The sequence below is a fragment of the Actinomadura sp. WMMA1423 genome (genome assembly GCF_006547145.1).
Taxonomy (GTDB): Bacteria; Actinomycetota; Actinomycetes; order Streptosporangiales; family Streptosporangiaceae; genus Spirillospora.
Genome location: NZ_CP041244.1, coordinates 6,108,489 through 6,124,856, shown reverse-complemented (window position 1 = coordinate 6,124,856; position 16,368 = coordinate 6,108,489). Strand labels below are relative to the sequence as shown.

At 71.8% G+C, this 16,368-nt stretch carries 14 protein-coding genes and 2 tRNA genes; 4 read left to right on the top strand and 12 right to left on the bottom strand.

What is annotated here, in order from left to right:
* Positions 1-38: 38 nt before the first annotated feature.
* From FKD65_RS28400 to FKD65_RS28365, 8 genes are all read right to left on the bottom strand, one after another.
* On the bottom strand, positions 39-620 hold the full coding sequence (locus FKD65_RS28400) for a TMEM165/GDT1 family protein (RefSeq protein WP_141580534.1): 582 nt from the start codon (positions 618-620) through the stop codon (positions 39-41).
* A gap of 312 nt (positions 621-932) precedes the next feature.
* Positions 933-2,000, bottom strand: coding sequence for a UDP-N-acetylmuramate dehydrogenase (locus FKD65_RS28395; RefSeq protein ID WP_141580532.1), 1,068 nt, complete (start codon positions 1,998-2,000; stop codon positions 933-935).
* 106 nt (positions 2,001-2,106) lie between these two features.
* A complete protein-coding gene (locus tag FKD65_RS28390; RefSeq protein ID WP_141580530.1) occupies positions 2,107-2,532 on the bottom strand; it encodes a MaoC family dehydratase in 426 nt (141 codons plus the stop codon).
* A complete protein-coding gene (locus FKD65_RS28385; protein ID WP_141580528.1) occupies positions 2,532-2,969 on the bottom strand; it encodes a MaoC family dehydratase N-terminal domain-containing protein in 438 nt (145 codons plus the stop codon). The genes FKD65_RS28390 and FKD65_RS28385 overlap by 1 nt, the downstream gene beginning before the upstream one ends.
* 427 nt (positions 2,970-3,396) lie before the next feature.
* Positions 3,397-3,561: a 50S ribosomal protein L33 gene (rpmG, locus tag FKD65_RS28380; protein ID WP_026404241.1), complete on the bottom strand. Its 165-nt coding sequence runs from the start codon at positions 3,559-3,561 to the stop codon at positions 3,397-3,399.
* A 118-nt stretch (positions 3,562-3,679) separates the two neighbouring features.
* Positions 3,680-3,753: transfer RNA gene (locus FKD65_RS28375), tRNA-Met, on the bottom strand.
* Between the two features lie 346 nt (positions 3,754-4,099).
* A tRNA-Thr gene (locus FKD65_RS28370) sits at positions 4,100-4,172 on the bottom strand.
* Between the two features lie 80 nt (positions 4,173-4,252).
* A complete protein-coding gene (locus FKD65_RS28365) occupies positions 4,253-5,380 on the bottom strand; it encodes an acyl-CoA dehydrogenase family protein (protein ID WP_141580526.1) in 1,128 nt (375 codons plus the stop codon).
* A gap of 79 nt (positions 5,381-5,459) precedes the next feature.
* On the opposite strand from FKD65_RS28365, the gene FKD65_RS28360 reads away from it, so the two are divergent.
* Positions 5,460-6,491: a hypothetical protein gene (locus FKD65_RS28360; RefSeq protein ID WP_141580524.1), complete on the top strand. Its 1,032-nt coding sequence runs from the start codon at positions 5,460-5,462 to the stop codon at positions 6,489-6,491.
* 4 nt (positions 6,492-6,495) lie between these two features.
* Here the strand turns inward: FKD65_RS28360 and FKD65_RS28355 are convergent, their stop codons facing one another.
* Together FKD65_RS28355 and FKD65_RS28350 are read right to left on the bottom strand one after the other, a co-directional pair.
* Positions 6,496-7,224, bottom strand: coding sequence for a protein phosphatase 2C domain-containing protein (locus tag FKD65_RS28355; protein ID WP_240809644.1), 729 nt, complete (start codon positions 7,222-7,224; stop codon positions 6,496-6,498).
* Positions 7,225-7,278: 54 nt separating this feature from the next.
* Positions 7,279-9,042, bottom strand: coding sequence for a TerD family protein (locus FKD65_RS28350; RefSeq protein ID WP_141580520.1), 1,764 nt, complete (start codon positions 9,040-9,042; stop codon positions 7,279-7,281).
* Positions 9,043-9,385: 343 nt separating this feature from the next.
* Here FKD65_RS28350 and FKD65_RS28345 point away from each other — a divergent pair, with 343 nt between their 5' ends.
* Positions 9,386-9,982 carry a cadmium resistance transporter gene (locus FKD65_RS28345; RefSeq protein ID WP_141580518.1) on the top strand — a complete coding sequence of 199 codons (597 nt, stop codon included), beginning with the start codon at positions 9,386-9,388 and terminating at the stop codon, positions 9,980-9,982.
* 42 nt (positions 9,983-10,024) lie between these two features.
* Here FKD65_RS28345 and FKD65_RS28340 read toward each other — a convergent pair whose 3' ends face one another.
* A complete protein-coding gene (locus FKD65_RS28340) occupies positions 10,025-12,016 on the bottom strand; it encodes a TerD family protein (RefSeq protein WP_240810367.1) in 1,992 nt (663 codons plus the stop codon).
* 578 nt (positions 12,017-12,594) lie between these two features.
* On the opposite strand from FKD65_RS28340, the gene FKD65_RS28335 reads away from it, so the two are divergent.
* Entirely contained in the window at positions 12,595-13,182 is a 588-nt protein-coding gene (locus FKD65_RS28335) for an RNA polymerase sigma factor (protein WP_141580514.1), read from the top strand.
* Positions 13,182-14,339 carry a CU044_5270 family protein gene (locus FKD65_RS28330; RefSeq protein ID WP_141580512.1) on the top strand — a complete coding sequence of 386 codons (1,158 nt, stop codon included), beginning with the start codon at positions 13,182-13,184 and terminating at the stop codon, positions 14,337-14,339. Before FKD65_RS28335 ends, FKD65_RS28330 begins: the two co-directional genes overlap by 1 nt.
* 129 nt (positions 14,340-14,468) lie before the next feature.
* Here FKD65_RS28330 and nhaA read toward each other — a convergent pair whose 3' ends face one another.
* Complete coding sequence (gene nhaA, locus FKD65_RS28325) at positions 14,469-16,364, bottom strand: Na+/H+ antiporter NhaA (protein WP_141580510.1); 1,896 nt, start codon at positions 16,362-16,364, stop codon at positions 14,469-14,471.
* Between the last annotated feature and the right edge of the window lie 4 nt (positions 16,365-16,368).

Below are 16,368 nucleotides of genomic sequence, written 5' to 3'. Positions count from 1 at the left end.
GGTTCCTCAAGGGCCCTGGAGGGATTGTTCCCGCCCGGTCACGCGGTGATGCCCTCGATGAGCAGCAGGACGCCGAAGACGGCGAACCCGGCGGCCGCGCCGTACTTGATGACGCGCTCGGGCAGCTTGCGGCCGAGCATCTGCCCGACGACGATGGCGAGCGCGTCCGCGGCGACCATCCCGACCGTGGAGCCGAGCCACACGCCGGTCAGCCCGGCGAGGCCACCGTGGTCGGCGGCGAGGGTGACGGTGGCGAGCATCGTCTTGTCGCCCAGCTCGGCGAGGAAGAACGCCCCGCCGACGGCGAGGATCGCCGATCCCGTGGCGCGCCGCGCCTTGTCGCGCTCGTCGTCGTCCAGCTCGTCGCCGCGCAGCGTCCACAGCGCGAAGCCGAGGAACGCGATGCCGGCGATGATCGAGATCGGGCCGGTGGGGAGTGCGGCGCCGAGGGCCGCGCCGAGCGCGACGCTCGCCAGGTGGACGAGCGCGGTCGCGGCCGTGATGCCGATCAGCACCGGGAGGGCGCGGAAGCGGGTGGCGAACGTCATGGCCATGAGCTGGCTCTTGTCGCCCAGCTCGGCCACGAAGATCACGGCCAGGCTGATGAGGAAGGCGGTCACCTGATCCCTTTCGCTGATGCTGCCGGGCGAAAGGGCGGGGGCTCGCGCGCACGACCTCGGCCCGGCATGACTGCCAGGCCGAAGGTCTCGTCCGCCGCGATGTGGACCGGGCCCGCGTGACCGGGCGCCGATGGCGGCGCCAGCATGTCGACCACGCGATTGGGACTACTCCCCCTCGACGCCGCCCACACTACCAACGCCCGCAAGGCGCCCCCATCTCAAGCGCCCCGCACGTCAAGCGCCCCGCACGTCAAGCGGGCTGCACGTCAAGCGGGCTGCACGTGGCGGGCGCGGGTCAGGCGGGGCGCGGGGTCAGAGGGTTACGCCGACCAGGACCGGCTCGTTGACCAGTTCGACGCCGAACGCGTCCCGGACGCCGTCGCGGACCTCGCGGGCCAGGGCGAGCAGGTCGGCGGTGCTGGCGCCGCCCGGGTTGGTGAGGGCGAGGGTGTGCTTCGTGGAGATGCGGGCGGGGCCGAGCGCGTGGCCCTTGGTGAAGCCGGCGCGGTCGATGAGCCAGGCGGCGGACGTCTTCACGCGGTCGCCGGTCTCGGGGTAGCGCGGGAACGCCGCGTCCGGGCCGAGGCGTCCGGCGACGCGGCGTTCGAGCTCGGCGAGCCGGGCGGGTTCGAGGATCGGGTTGGTGAAGAACGATCCGGCGCTGCGGGTGTCGGGGTCGTTCGCGTCAAGGACCATGCCCTTGCCGCGCCGCAGTTCGAGGACGGCGTCGCGGGCCTCCTTCAGCGTGACCCGCTCCCCCGGCCGGACGTCCAGCTTCCGGGCGAGCTCGGCGTAGGCGATGGGCTGCGATTCCTCGGCCTCGTCCAGCGCGTACGTCACGTCCAGGACGACGTACCGGTCGTCGCCCTTGAAGACGCTGTGCCGGTAGGTGAACCGGCAGGCTTCGCGGTCGAGGACGACGCAGGCGCGGGCCCGCCGGTCGTAGGCGCGGACCTCGACGATCGTCTCGCTGACGTCCTGCCCGTAGGCGCCGACGTTCTGGATCGGCGAGGCGCCGACGCGGCCGGGGATCCCGGACAGGCACTCGACGCCGGCGAGCCCGTCGGCGACGCAGCGGGCGACGAAGGGGTCCCAGTCCTCGCCGGCCTGGACGCGGAGCAGGACCTTGCCGCCCTCGGCGGCGACGCGCTCGGTGCCGCGGGTCCCGACGTGCACGACGGTGCCGGGGAACCCGTCGTCGGAGACCACGAGGTTGCTGCCGCCGCCGAGCACGAGGACCGGCTCGCCCTCGTCGTCGGCCTTGCGGACCGCGGCGACCAGCTCGGCCTCGGTCGTCGCCTCGACGAAGCGCCGCGCGGGCCCGCCCAACCGCAGCGTGGTGTATCCGGCCAAGTTCACGTCTTCGGCGAACACCGCCACGTCGTCTTCCCCTCCCCTGCCGTCCCCCGCGCCGCCGGGCGGTCCGCCCTCGTCCGGGCGGCCTGCCGCACCGGCCGGGGCGGCCCCGGCCGGTGCGCCGCTCCGCTCAGGCGAGCCTGACGACCGCCTTGGCGCGGGTGAGGACCTTCTGGTCGTTGGACCTGGCGGTGAGCGCCACGACGACCTTGTTGTCGTCGAGCTTCTCCTCCACCTTGCCGCTGATCTCCAGCGTGGCGCCGCCCTGGTCGGGGACCACCACCGGAGAGGAGAACCGTACCCCGTAGTCCACGACCGCGCCCGGATCGCCGGCCCAGTCGGTGACGAACCGGCCGCCCTGCGCCATCGTGTACATGCCGTGGGCGATCACGTCCGGGAGGCCGACGGCCTTGGCGACGGACTCGCGCCAGTGGATCGGGTTGAAGTCGCCGGACGCGCCCGCGTACATGACGAGGTTCGCGCGGTCGATGGCGTAGCTCTGCGCGGGGATCTCGGTTCCGACCTCGACGTCGGCGTAGTTCACCTTGGCGGTCATCAGGCACCCCGCTCCACGATCGTGTTGTAGGACTTGCAGACCAGTTCGCCCTCGACGGTCGCGACCTCGGTCTCGACGACCATCTTCTCGTTGTTGCCGATCGAGCGGATCTCGGTGATGGTCGAGGTGCAGGTGATGACGTCGCCGGCGCGCAGCGGGCGGGTGTACTCGAAGCGCTGCTCGCCGTGGACGACCATCGCGTAGTTGAGGCCGAGGGCGGGGTCGGCGAGGCCGGGGTTGCCGAGGGACACCACGATCGGGAAGGTCGGGGGCGCGATGACGTCGGGGTGCCCGGCCGCCTTGGCCGCCTCCTGGTCGCGGTAGACCGGGTTGCGGTCGCCGATCGCGTCCGCGAACTCGCGGATCTTCACCCGGCTGACCTCGTAGGGGTCGCTGGGCGGGAAGGTCCGCCCGATGAAATCACGGTTGAGTGCCATGCAGTCCGTCCCTCCAGGTGGACCAGGGCTCCGGACCCGCCGCCGGCCGCACTGCCCGCCGGCCCGCGGTGCCCGGGCGCCCTCTGAGCGCGCTGGTTCCGTCTCTTCGCACGGACGGTAACAGAACGGCGTTCAGCCCGTCCTCGCGGGTCTCACTGCGAGAACGGGCTGATGCGTGCGTGTCAGGGCAAGCGTGCGAAGAAGTCTGCCGGGCCGACTCGCGCCGTGGACGGGCCTCCCGGTGCGGACCACGAGTCCGTGCGGCGGGATGCCCCGGTGCGGACGGTGGGTCCTGGCCCCGTGGTGAAGCGCAGCGGGCAGTACTTCTCCCGTCCGGGCCTCGGTCAGCGGGTCTCCCGGTGCGGACGGTGAGTCCTGGCCCCGTGGTGAAGCGCAGCGGGCAGTACTTCTCCCGTCCGGACCTTGGTTAGCGGGTCTCCCGGTGCGGACGGTGAGTCCGGCAGTTGGGGCAGTACTTCTTGATCTCCAGGCGGTCCGGGTCGTTGCGCCGGTTCTTCCGCGTGATGTAGTTGCGGTGCTTGCACTCCTGGCAGGCCAGCGTGATCTTCGGCCGGACGTCGGTGGCAGCCACGATGGAGTGCCTTTCTGAGCTAGGGACATGGACTTTCGGACCTCGGCCGTCCCCAGGGGGCGGCCGGCGATTCGACCCAGCCTGCTCACCCCCGGGTGGAGGTGAGAGGGCCGAGTAGTAGCGAGGGCCGGACTTGAACCGGCGACACAGCGATTATGAGCCGCTTGCTCTGCCTGACTGAGCTACCCCGCCGTGATGGTCGGTGTGGACCGGATTGCCAGGATACCGGATGCGCACCGAGCCCTGGAAACACGAAAACCCGGGTGAGGATCGGGGAATCGGTTCCGCGGGCTCCGCGGGACCGCCTCCCAGGTTACCGGGTGCCCCGACGATCTGCGAAACGTCCTGCTGGAACCGGTGGGACGGTACCACAGGCCCAGGTACGGAGCGAATCAGGACGGTCGGCGCCCGGGCGGCGGCGAGGGCCCGGTACGCCCCCTGGAACGGCTCGTGAACGACCCGCCCCGGAAACGACGAGCCCGCCCCGGAAACGACGAAGGCCGCCCTCCGGAATGCGGATGGCGGCCGGGATGCCGTGAGCCCCTTTACGGAATCGAACCGTAGACCTTCTCCTTACCATGGAGACGCTCTGCCGACTGAGCTAAAGGGGCCTGCGTCGTTCGCGCAGTGAAACCATACACGGCCCGGGCGCGTGGTGCGAACCGGATTCCCTCGCCGGTGTCGGCGCTGGTCAGCGCAGCAGGTTGCGGGCGATGACGAGCTGCTGGATCTGGCTCGTCCCCTCGTAGATCCGGAAGAGCCGGACGTCCCGGTAGAAGCGCTCGACGGCGACGCCGCGCATGTAGCCCATGCCTCCGTAGACCTGGACGGCGCGGTCGGCGACCCGTCCGACCATCTCCGAGCAGTAGTACTTGGCGCAGGACGGCCCGAGCTTGGTGTCCTCTCCGGCGTCGTAGGCGCGGGCCGCCTCCAGGACCATCGAGCGTCCGGCGTAGAGCTCGGTCTGCGAGTCGGCGATGAGCCCTTGGACGAGCTGGTACTCGCCGATGGTCCGGCCGCCCTGGCTGCGTTCCTTCGCGTACGCGACGGTCTCGTCCAGGATCCTTTGGGCGAGACCCACGCAGACGGCGGCGATGCTGACCCGGCCGTGGGCGAGGGATGCCATCGCGGTGCGGAAGCCCGTTCCCTCCGTACCGACCATGGCGTCGGCGGAGACGCGCACGCCGTCGAAGAACACCTCGGCCGTGTGGGCGCCGCGCTGGCCCATCTTCTGGTCGGACGGGCCGATCCGCAGCCCGTCCGCGCCCTTCTCGACGAGGAAGGCGGAGATCCCGCGCGAGCCGGCGCCGCCCGTCCTGGCGAAGACCATGAAGACGTCGGCCTCCGGCGCGTTCGTGATGAACCGCTTGGCGCCGTCGATCACGTAGTCGTCGCCGTCGCGGACCGCGGTCGTGGTCAGGGCGCTGGGGTCGGAGCCGGCCTCGGACTCGGTCAGCGCGAACGCGCCGACGACCTCGCCGGACGCGAGCCTCGGCAGCCAGGCGTCCTTCTGCGCCGGCGTCCCGGAGTTCACGAGGACCTGCCCGGCGATGCCGTTGCTGGTGCCGAACATGGAGCGGAACGCGGGGCTGGCGTAGCCGATCTCGAAGACCAGCCTGACCTCCTCGCTCAGCGACAGGCCGAGCCCGCCGTACTCCTCGGGCAGCGCGTACCCGAACAGGCCCATGTCGCGGGACGCGCTCCGCAGCGCCTCCGGGATCGCGTCGGTCTCCTCGATCTCGTCCTCGCGCGGGACGACCTGCTCGCGGACGAAGCTGCGGACGGCCCTGAGCACGTCGGCGAAATCCTGTGGCTCCATGCGACTCATTCTAGAATCAGATTCCAGGATGCTGGGCGGATTCCCCTTCCTCCCGCCCGCTGTGCCAGGGTTTACGATCATGTCGCTCCAGCCTCTCGCCGACCGGATCGTCCGGGCCGCGGTGGTCGAGGACCGCTCCTTCGGCGACCTCCTCCCGCAGCTCATGCAGGCGTCCCAGACGGCCTCCCCCGCAGAGTTGAACGCCGCGCTGCCCCGGCTGGCCGAGGGCGTCGCCGAGGCGCCCCCGAACCTCGGCGGCTGGCTCGCCGTCGTCACCGGCGCCTGGATCGAGAACGGCGCCGACCCCGCCCCGGTCGGCCAGGCCGTCGTCCACCGGATCTCCGAGGTCACCGCCGCGGCGCTGGCGTTCGCGAACGCCTGGGAGCAGGGCGCCGGCGGCAAGCCGCCGCCCGACATGCAGGAGGAGCAGCCGTCCCAGCAGGTCTTCGAGACCGTCGCGCCGCACCTCGGGGACGGCGCCGTGACCGCGATGATGTCGTGGTTCGCGCTGCCGCAGTTCGCGATGTCGGGATGCACCGCCCTGCAGATGGCGCCCTCGGTGCGGGCCGGCCTCGCCGACCGCGACTTCCTCGCCTTCTCCGCCGGGCAGGCCGCCCGGCATCTCGGGCAGATGGACCACTACCAGGCGCTGCTGCGCGTCCTGGACGGCGAGCGCCTCCTCGTCCTCGACCGCGCGAGCCGCAAGGGCTGGACGGTAACCATCGGCGGGATCGGCGACAACTTCCAGCTGCACGTCCTGCTGGCGGGCGCGCTCATCGGACGTCCCGGCGGCCTGGCCGGCGACCGCCCCGCGCCCGAGGTCATCGCCTGCTTCCTGGACGCCGACGCCCCGCCCGGGCCGCCGGTGATCTCCAGCCCGTGGAACCTCGTCGACGCGCACGGCGAGTGGATATGGAACGAGGGCGTCCCGGCGGACATCCCGGTCGTGAACGGCACCCGCGTCGTCGTCCTCGACCCGCCGCCCTACGAGCGCACCTTCCCGGCCGGGCGGCGCTTCCCGCTCATGCCCGGCACCCTTCGAGTGGAGGGCATGCACCTCCCGGAGGACCTCGACGCATGGTGGCCCCACATCGCGGCCCCGACCCGCTGAACGCTCAGGTGTCGAAGCGCACGAGGACGGCGGTGGCGTCGTCGTACCGCTTCCCGCGGGCCGCGGTCGCCGACGCCTCCGCGGCCCTGGTCCTCCTGACCAGTTCGCGGGGGCCCTCCTCGTCCAGGAGGCGGATCAGGTCGTCCCACCCCATGTGGCCGAAACGCTCCACGAGCCTGGACGCGCCGTCGCTGAGCACCGCCGCCCGCCGCAACCCCTCGACGGGCACCTCGCCGGTCAGCCCCTCGTAGGCGGCCTCCGGCCTGGTGCTCGCGACCCAGAAGCCGCCGGGGCTGTTGCGCGACCGCCGCACGCCCTCCAGCGTGTAGCTCGGCAGATGGTCGACCCGGTCGTCCCGGAAGACCCTGATCTCGCCCGCGTCCACCACGATCGGGGAGTCGGCGAGGACGTACCACTGCACGACTCCGCCGCGGCGCCGCAGCAGCGACACGGTCGCGGACGGGCTGTCGGGGTTCTCCAGATCGCACGAGTCCGTGTGCGCCTCCCCGGTGACCTTGATCGCCTCGGCGACCAGGTCGGGCAGGGGCTCGCCGCCCTCCAGCGCCAGCAGCGCCGCGATCCGCCCGCCGAGCCTGCGCACGAGCCACGCCGGGTCGTGCCGGCACCCGCTGTCGACGCCGCTCGGCGCCGTCGCCCCGTCCAGCAGCACCACCCACCCGGAGCCGGCCGCCACGAAGTCCTCGTTCTCCCGTCCCGGCGTCGCCTCACTCACATAACTCACCTGCACAGATGCAGGTCTACCCGCTGGCCCGCCCGCCGCGGGCCGCTAGACCAATTCCCTCACCCCTTCGCCCCCCGCCTGTCCTGATGTGGCCGCCCCTCCTTCCTGGTCCTCGACGTCGACGCCGAGACCGCGAGCCAGGGCGTCCAGGCCGGAGTCGTAACCCTGGCCGACCACGCGCAGCCTCCACCGTCCCTCGCGCCTGTAGACCTCGGCGAGCAGCATGGTCCGCTCCGTCGTCCCCGCGTCGAGGGTCGCCTGTGCCAGGACCCGCTCTCCGTCGCCCTGACCTGCGGTGACCTCGACGGCGCCCAGCTCGCCGAACGTCACCGCCCCGTCGATCGCCGCCGCGACGGTCACCGTCCGAACGGCCTCGGGAAGTGCCGCCAGATCTACGACGACGGCCTGTTCCGTTGGACCGTCGGCGGCCAGACGGACCGTCCCGTCCGGCGATTCGGCCGCCCCGTAGAACACGAAGTCGTCGTCGCAGGACACCTGGCCGTCCCCGTCCAGCAGGAAGGCCACCACGTCCACCTCGCAGGACGCGTGCTGCGACCACGACGCGCCGAACGTCCACCTCCCGCCGTGCGGAAGGTCGATCACCGCCCCCCGCCGCAGGACCGACGGCGACACGCCCTTCACTTCCATCTTCTGCGGCGCGTCGAGCCATTCCTTCTCGTGGACGGGCAGATGCAGGTCGAGTATTCGCCCCATGCGCCTGTCGTTCTCACCGCCCCGCAGTTTGAGGACGTCCGTGACGCTCGCCGAGAGGTTCACCGCCGCGGCGCCGCCGAGTTCCACGATCCGGCCGCGCGCCCCGGAGGATTCCGGGTGTGTTCCACCGAGCACCAGTACCCGACGGCCTTCGAGAGGCCCCGCCGGGGCGGACGGTTTCTCCGCGGGTCTCGAAGGCTCTCGCGGGGCGCGCCGGGTCGGCGTTCCGTGCTGCCTTCCCTGCCGGACCCGTTCGAGCAGCCTCAGGAACGTCGCCTCGTCCACGACCGGCACACCCAATTCACCCGCCCGGCGCGCTTTCACCGTCCCGGAACCAGGATGGTTCGTCACGAGGATGCTCGTGTGCCGGCTCACGGACGTCATCACGTTCAGCCCAGCCGCGACCGCCCTCTCGACGATCCCTTCCCGCGGCGTCCGCGTTTCTCCCGTGACGACCACCTTCATTCCCTGGACGAGTTCGCCGTCGAATCGCCCGGGGCTCCGGAAGGCGCATGGCGTCTTCGGAATCCTCGGCGGGAAGCTCTGCTTGGGAGGGCAGGCGACCAGCGGCAGTTCCAGCCCGAGCCTCGTCGCCTCCAGGAGCGACCCGCGCAGGACGCCGGCGAGCGTCCGGACGTCCTCCAGCGCGTCATGGGACCTGCGCTGCTCGACGCCGTAGTGGGCCGCCAGCGTCCCCAGCTTCAGATCGGTGGTCGCCGGGGACAGCCGGCGGTTGAGCGCCAGCGTGCACAACCGCTGTTCGACGGGAAGGCGGGCGCTCGCGCGTCTGAACTCCTCTGCGAGGAATCCGTAGTCGAAAGGCGCGTTGTGCGCCACGAGCACCCGGCCGCGAAGCATGCTCGCGACGCGCCGGGTGACGTTCTCGAACCGGGGCGCGCCTCTCAGCCGGTCGGCGGTCAGCCCGTGGACGTGTACCGGCCCGGGATCGCATCCCGGATCGAGCAGCGTCGAGAACTCCTCGCCCGGCCGCCCGTCGCTCCCGACCGTCACCACCGCCAACGACAGGACCCTGTCCCGGGCGGAACGCAGCCCGGATGTCTCCACATCGACAAGCGCCCACTCATTCCCCACCATGGCGCCAGGCTAAAGCCGCCCTTTCCATTCTGGCGGACGTTCGGCGCGACCTGCCCACATGCGGACACCGACCATTAAGCCGAGTCGGACCACGAGCCCTGCCTGGCCGATCCCGGCCATAGCCATCACTGTCGCGATGGTTTGCGGGACGGCCCGGCCACAACTGCATTCGCGAGCTCGGCCGACCACATCACGCGACCACACAAGCGACATTTGAACCAAACCTGTCACATGCGCGGCGGGCAGATCCCTCGCGTTTCTCGAATTCCCGAGCATGACACCGGTGACCCCCCGGTCTTCGTGGCGGTTTCGCCCGTCACCCCACTCGGATAGATTCCGGCAGATGGACGGAATCGCGGGCACGGTCGCGACCGCGGGCGGCCTGTTCGCCGCGACGAACGTCGACGACCTCATCGTCCTCACCGTCCTGTTCCTGTCCGGCCGGACGACCGGCTCCCCGAAGCCCCGGCAGGTCTGGGCGGGCCAGTACCTCGGCATCGCCGCCCTGGTCCTCGTCTCGGTGATCGCCGCGCTGGGCCTGACGATCGTCCCGGACGAGTGGATCGGGCTGCTCGGCCTCGTCCCGCTGGCCCTGGGCGTCCGCGGCCTCGTCGCTGCCGTCCGCTCCCGCGACCACGACGCCCCGCCCGCGGTGGCCTCGGGCCTGCTTCCGATCGCGGGCGTGACGATCGCCAACGGCGCCGACAACATCTCGGCCTACACCCCGGTCTTCCGCACCATCGGCCCGGCGTCCACCCTCGTCACCCTCGCGGTCTTCGCCGCCGGTGTCGCCCTGTGGTGCCTGGCCGCCTCCTGGCTCGGCTCCCACAAGAAGGTCATCGACATCCTCGACCAGCACGGCCGCTGGCTGGTCCCGATCGCCTTCATCACCATCGGCGCCCTGATCGTCCTCCAGTCGACCCCCGCCCTCCTCGAGTAGCGCGAACGGCATCACCTCCCTACAGCCACCACGCCCGATGCGCTAACTCCCGTTCTCCGCCATCGGCGCGGCATCCGCCTTGATCGCCTGTAGTACCTGCTGGTGGAAGCGGTCCATGGCCATGTCGACCGTGCGAACGAACCCCGCCTCCTCGGTGCCCCGTTTCGTGCCCATGCCGGTGGCCAGGGTGAGGCGGAACGAGGTGATCTGCGCGCCGCCCTCGGGGACGAGGAGGCCGGGCTCGGCTTGGAGGTTCTTGAGCAGATCGCAAGGCCCGGTCGTCCGGCGCGGAGAGAGGGCCTCGACGCGCAGTTCCGGCGGGGCCTCGGCCAGCTGTCTGAGCAGCCACTGGACGCGGGTGAGGGTCCGCGCCCGCTCGGCGGCGGGGAGCTCCACGGTGGTCTCGATCTGCCCGGTCCGCAGATCGGCCTCGACGAGAACGGGACCGCCGGCGCTCGGGACGCGGACCTCCGCGCTCATGCGCCCCGCCTCGACCAGCGAGTTGACGGTCTGGAGGCGCCGCACCGCCGAGTCGCCGTCCCGCCGCCGGCGCAGGACGGGGGCGATGGTCAGCCCCGTCTCCCCGCTGAGCCGCAGGCACAGCTGCCAGATGAGCTTCTCCCAGTTCTCGGCGATCTGCATCGCGCGCTTGTCGCCCAGCCGCAGCGTTCCGGCGGCGACGGCGTTGCGCACCGGCACCCACGCCTGTCCCATGTCCTGGAAGCCCTGGCAGCCCGCATTGTCCTGGCGCAGGTAGCAGAGCAGCTCGTTGAGCAGCCAGGCATGGGCCGGATTGGCGACGCCGTGATGGTGGCAGAGCATGTGGGCCTCATGGGCGACCTCGGCCCATGACAGGTGACGCAGGGCGACCTTGCGCGAGCGTCGCCTGAGGGGCAGGGGGTGCTCGCCATCCGGGGCGAGGTCGTTGGAGAGGGTGATGACGGTCTCGTAGCCGTGCCGTGCCGCGACGTCCAGATAGGCCTCGACCTGTTCCGGCTTGAGCGGGTTGCCGCCCGTCTTGGTCTCGATCAGGGCGGTCCAGATCCTGCCCGCGCGGGCGACACGGATGATCCCGTCGGGACGGACCCTGGTGTCACCGTGTTTGAAGGAGGCTTCGGTGAAGGTCTGGATCGTTCCGGCCGGGGCGTTGAACCGCGCGGTGAGGCGCCGTCCGAACTCCGGGACCTGGGCCATCACCGCGAGCAGGGTCGAGGTCGCCCGGGCCTCCCGCTCCTGGTTGCTGCGCAGCCCGGAGACCGAGAACAGGCGGGCGCCGTGCCACGAGGCGTGCTCGGCGAGGTTCAGCTTGGCCGCCTTGGGCAGCGTCGCCTTCTTCTTCGCGGTCCGGACCCGGCCCGGACGACGGCGGCTCTCCGCCTCGGCCGGCCGGACGTCCGGTGCCGCGGGGACGGAGTCGGCGTCCGCCGGCGGCTCGTCCGCCTGCTGCTCGTCCGCCTGCTGCTCGTCCGCCTGCTGCTCGGCCGGCGGCTGGTCGTCGCTCTCGTCGATCCCGATACCGAAGTCGGTGGCCAGGCCCGCCAGGCCCGCTTCGTATCCCTGACCGACCGCCCGGAACTTCCAGCCCTCACCCCTGCGGTACAGCTCGCCGAAGATGAACGCCGTCTCCACCGTCGCGTCGTCGATGTCGAAGGCCAGCAGCACCTCTCCCGCGCTGTCGGACAGGGAGAGGCGGAGGTCGTTCAGATCTCCGAACGTGGCCGGCGCGTCGCGGCTGGCCGCGACGAGCACGCGCTCCACCTCGGGCGGCAGCGCGCGCAGGTCGACGAGGATGCGGTCCTCACTGCCGCTGCCGGTCGGCGATTTGCCCAGCAGTTGGACGGACTGGTCAGGCGTGGCGGGCTGGTTGTAGAAGACGAAGTCGCCGTCGCCGCGCACCCTGCCGTCGGAGCCGAGCAGCAGCACCGACACATCGGCCTCTCCGGCCCCGCTGGGATCGGTCCAACCGAGGACCACCGTGATCGGCCCGGAGGCTTCGGAAAGGTTCGCCAGGTCGACGTTGGCGCCCTTGGACATCTGCTGCACAGCCCCACCCCTCGGCTCTCGATGTCTATTCGCGTGAGCGGCCACCGAAGCGACGACCCGCGATGCGATGAGAAAACTCATGCCTCCCGAGAAAGGTCGCTTCCGGTGGCCAGACGCACACGTAGCGGCAACACTAGGGAAATGAGGGCGCACCGCAATATCAGCGGGCCCTGCTGGCCACCTACGGCCGGAAGACCCCGTGAAACCTCGGTCCTCGCGTCTGTGGGGACCCGGACGCCTGGAGTTCCGCGATGGCCTCCCGGCGGAGCCGGTCCCTCCGGTCGCAGTCGCAACCGATCCGGCTCAAGTAGCGGAGAACCCATTCCACTTGTTTCGGGGACGCAGTCCTGTACAGCCATTCACGTTGCGCAATGGCCGGAGGGCTCCTGTCTTTATCGCCGAAGCAAGCGGCAGCGAAAAGTTGGGGCGCTTGCGATATTCAGGTGCATTGGGAGACCTCCTCGTCGGGCGGACGGGGCGGAGGCCGGCAAGCACTCTGTCCTCGTGGGCCGTGAAGATGATCTGGGCGTCGGCCAACAACAGGGTGACCGTGGGCCGAAAGGAAGCCGATGAAAGCTCCTCCGGAGGCAGGCCTCGTGCCGGATGACGCCGAGCTCGTCGCATCGTCCGTGCGCGAGCCCGAACGCTTCGCTCTGCTGTACGACCGCTACTTCGATGACATCCACCGCTACCTCGCCGCGCGTCTCGGGCGGGAGAACGCCGACGACCTCGCCGCCGAGACGTTCCTCATCGCCTTCCGCCGCAGAAAGGACTTCGACGCCTCGCGGGGCGCCCTCCGTCCCTGGCTGTACGGGATCGCCACCAACCTGGCGTCCCAGCACCGGCGCACCGAGCGGCGCCGGCTCAAAGCGCTCGGCAGGGTGAGGGCCGAGGACGCCATTGACGGTCACGAGGAGCACGTCGCCTCCCGCGTCACGGCGGAAGCCCTCCGGCCGGATCTGGTGCGGGCGATGCGGGACCTCGCGCCGGGCGATCGGGACGTGGTGTTCCTGTCGGTCCTGGGCGGGCTCGGCTACGACGACATCGCCCAAGCCCTCGGCATCCCCAGCGGCACCGTGGGCTCCCGCCTCAACCGGGCGAGGAAGCGGCTTCGAGGCGCTCTGGGCAGCGCGATCGACTCGACGGAGGAGGACTGATGGACGAGATGATGCTGGTCGAGCGCCTGTTCAGCGAGCCGAAGGCCGATCCGGGAGTGGCCGCCGCGGGCCGGGCCCGGCTTCTGGAGCTGGCGAAGGACGCCGAAGCCGCCCCGCTCAGGTCACGGGGACGCCCGCGCGGCCGCCGGCTGCTCGGGGCGGCCCTGCTGCCCGTGGCCGCGGCCGCCACCACGGCGGTCGTCGTGGCCGGCGGCACCCCGACGCCGGAACCCCGTCCCGCGGACCCCTCGGCCCGCCGGGTCCTCCTCGCCGCGGCCACCAAGTCCGCGGCGGCGCCCGCGACCGGCCGCTACTTCCGGTTCACCGAGGAGACGGGGGAGGCGTACCCCGCCGGCTCGAAGGAGCATCCGTACACGGTCGTGAGCCGCACGGTCGACGACCTGTGGTACTCCACGACCCCCGGCGCCACCGGCTTCGCCTCCTTCCAGGAGCTGGGGGTCCAGCCCGCGACTCCGGCGGACGCCGCGGCATGGCGCGCCGCGGGAAGCCCGAAGCGGATCAGGGAGCGATGCGACGAGGGCGAGATCATCGGACACAGGTCGGGCGAGAGGCGACCCGACGGCACCTTCGAAGAGGTCCCGGTCAGGCGGCGGTGCCGCTGGCTCGACGTCCGGCCCGGGCCGAAGACCACCACGCGGAGGCCAGGCGGCGAGGGCATGATGGGGCAGCCGCCCAGTGGGCTGGACATCGCGAAACTCTCCGACGATCCGGCCACCCTGCGTCGGCAGCTCCTGGCCTGGACCCGCGCCGACGGCCTCGCCGGCCCGGTGGAGGGCGACTCCGCGCAGCTGTGGGCGGCCGCCGGCAGCCTCGTCACCTCCCCCGACGGGCCCGTCAGCCCGAAGGTGCGCGCGGCCGCCTACCGGGTCCTGGCGGATCTCCCGGACGTACGCTCGCTCGGCGCGGTCACGGACCGGAAAGGGCGGCGGGGCGAGGCGCTCGCCCGGGAAGGGACGGAGGGCGAAGGCGTCGGCCCGGGCACCTACAGACTCATCATCGATCCGCAGACCGGATCGCCGTTGGGGACCGACTACCAGGGGGGCGGTTCCGGGGAGTACTCCCTGGTGCTCAACTACGGATACACCGACGAAGCTCCGAAGCTCACCCACGGGCCGCCCCCGCGCCTGACCCGGTAGAACCGGGCGGCACAGCCGTGACCGGCCGCACGGGCCGACGACGCTCCGGGACGCTCGTTCGCGCGACGCACCACTTCGCGCGGACGAGCGCCCGCTCGTCCGCCGGACGTACCGGTCCTCGCGCTCGTGCTAGGAGTTGATCGCGGCGCGCTTGCGGGCGGCGCGGACGGCGGCGGAGAGGGTGGCGATGTCGTAGGCGCCGACGTGGCGCCGCCCGTTGACGAAGAAGGTCGGGGTCCCGGAGACGCCGCTCAGGTCGGCCGAGTCGACGTCCTCGGCGATCCGTCCGGCACCGGAGTGCCGGCGCAGGTCGGCGCGGAACCGGTCGATGTCGAGGCCGAGCTCGCCGGCGTAGCGGAGCAGGTCCCGCGGTCTCAGCGCGTCCTGGCGCTCGAGCAGCAGGTCGTGCATCGCCCAGAACCGGCCCTGCGCGGCGGCCGCCTCGGCGGCCTCGGCGGCGAGCTGCGCCTGCGGATGGATGTCGTTGAGCGGCAGGTGGCGCCACACGTACCGGACGTCGCCGTAGTCGGCGAGCAGTTCCCGGACGACGGGCTCCGCCCGTCCGCAGTACGGGCATTCGAAGTCGCCGTACTCCACCACGGTGACCGGCGCCTTCGCGGGGCCGCGGACATGGTCGCGCTCGGGCTCGACCGGTGCGGCCAGGTCGATGATGCTCTCCGCCGTGCCGAGCAGCGCGCGCAGCCGCATGCGCGGCGGCAGCAGCGCGGCCGCGCGGACGACCACCCAGGTCACGACCGTGGCGCACAGGGCCGCGGACAGCACGCCGATCTTGGCCTCCTCCAGCCGCGCGCCGGTGAAGGCGAGCGTCGCGATCAGCAGGGCCACGGTGAAGCCGATGCCGGCGATCGCGCCGCCGCCCCCGACCGCGGCCCATCCGACCGGCGGACGCAGCCGGCCCCGGCTCGCCCTGGTCACCAGCCATGAGGACCCGAGGATGCCGAGCGGCTTGCCGACCACGTAGCCGACCACGATGCCGAGCGTCACCGGCGAGGTGAAGGCGCGGCCGAGGAACCCGGCGGTGATCGTGACGCCCGCGTTGGCCAGCGCGAACAGCGGCACGACCACGTAGCTCGTCCACGGGTGGATCAGCAGTTGGAGCCGCTCGTTGGGGGAGATCGCCGCGGCCACCCCCGTCCGCGCCGAGCGCGCGAACTCCGGGGTGGGCTGCTCCCTGAACAGCCTGAAGACCTCCGTGGCGCGTTCCAGGTCGTCGCGCGCCGCCGGGTGAGCGTAGGTCAGCAGGCCCATCACCAGGCCGACGACCACCGGCTCCACCCCGGCGGACTGGACCGCCGCCCACGCGGCGACGCCCAGCACGACGTACACCGGGATCTGCCGCGCCCCGAGGGCGCGCACCAGCACGGTCACCGCGAGGATGCCGGCCCCCAGGAGCAGCGGCGCCACCGCGATGTCGCCGCTGTAGACGATCGCGATCACCGCGAGCGCGATGACGTCGTCCACTACGGTGGCCGTGAGCAGGTACGTGCGCAGGCGCGTGGGGAAGGTCCGTCCGACCAGCGCGAGCACGCCGAGCGCGAACGCGGTGTCGGTCGACATCGCGATGCCCCAGCCGTGGGCGGCCGGACCGCCGGCGTTGAAGGCGAGGTAGACGGCCACCGGCACGACCATCCCGCCGACACCGGCGGCCAGCGGGAGCGCGAACCGCCGCCGGTCGCGGAGCTCCCCCATGTCGAACTCGCGGCGCGCCTCGAGCCCGACGACGAAGAAGAACACCGTCATCAGCCCGCTGTTGATCCACGTCCGCAGGTCCTGCGAGAGGCCGGCGCCACCGAACCGGACGGACACCTGCGTCTCCCACACCCGCCCGTAGGAGGACGCGTCCGCGTTCGCCCAGACCAGTGCGGCGAGCGTCGCCGCCAGCAGGACCACGGCGCCGCCCGTCTCGGTGTGCAGGAACTCCCGCAGCGGGGTCCGGAGGTTGCGCGCCCACGCGGTCCGGTCGGCGAACGATCCGGAGGGCGGGCCCGCTCGACGCTCCGTCATCGCC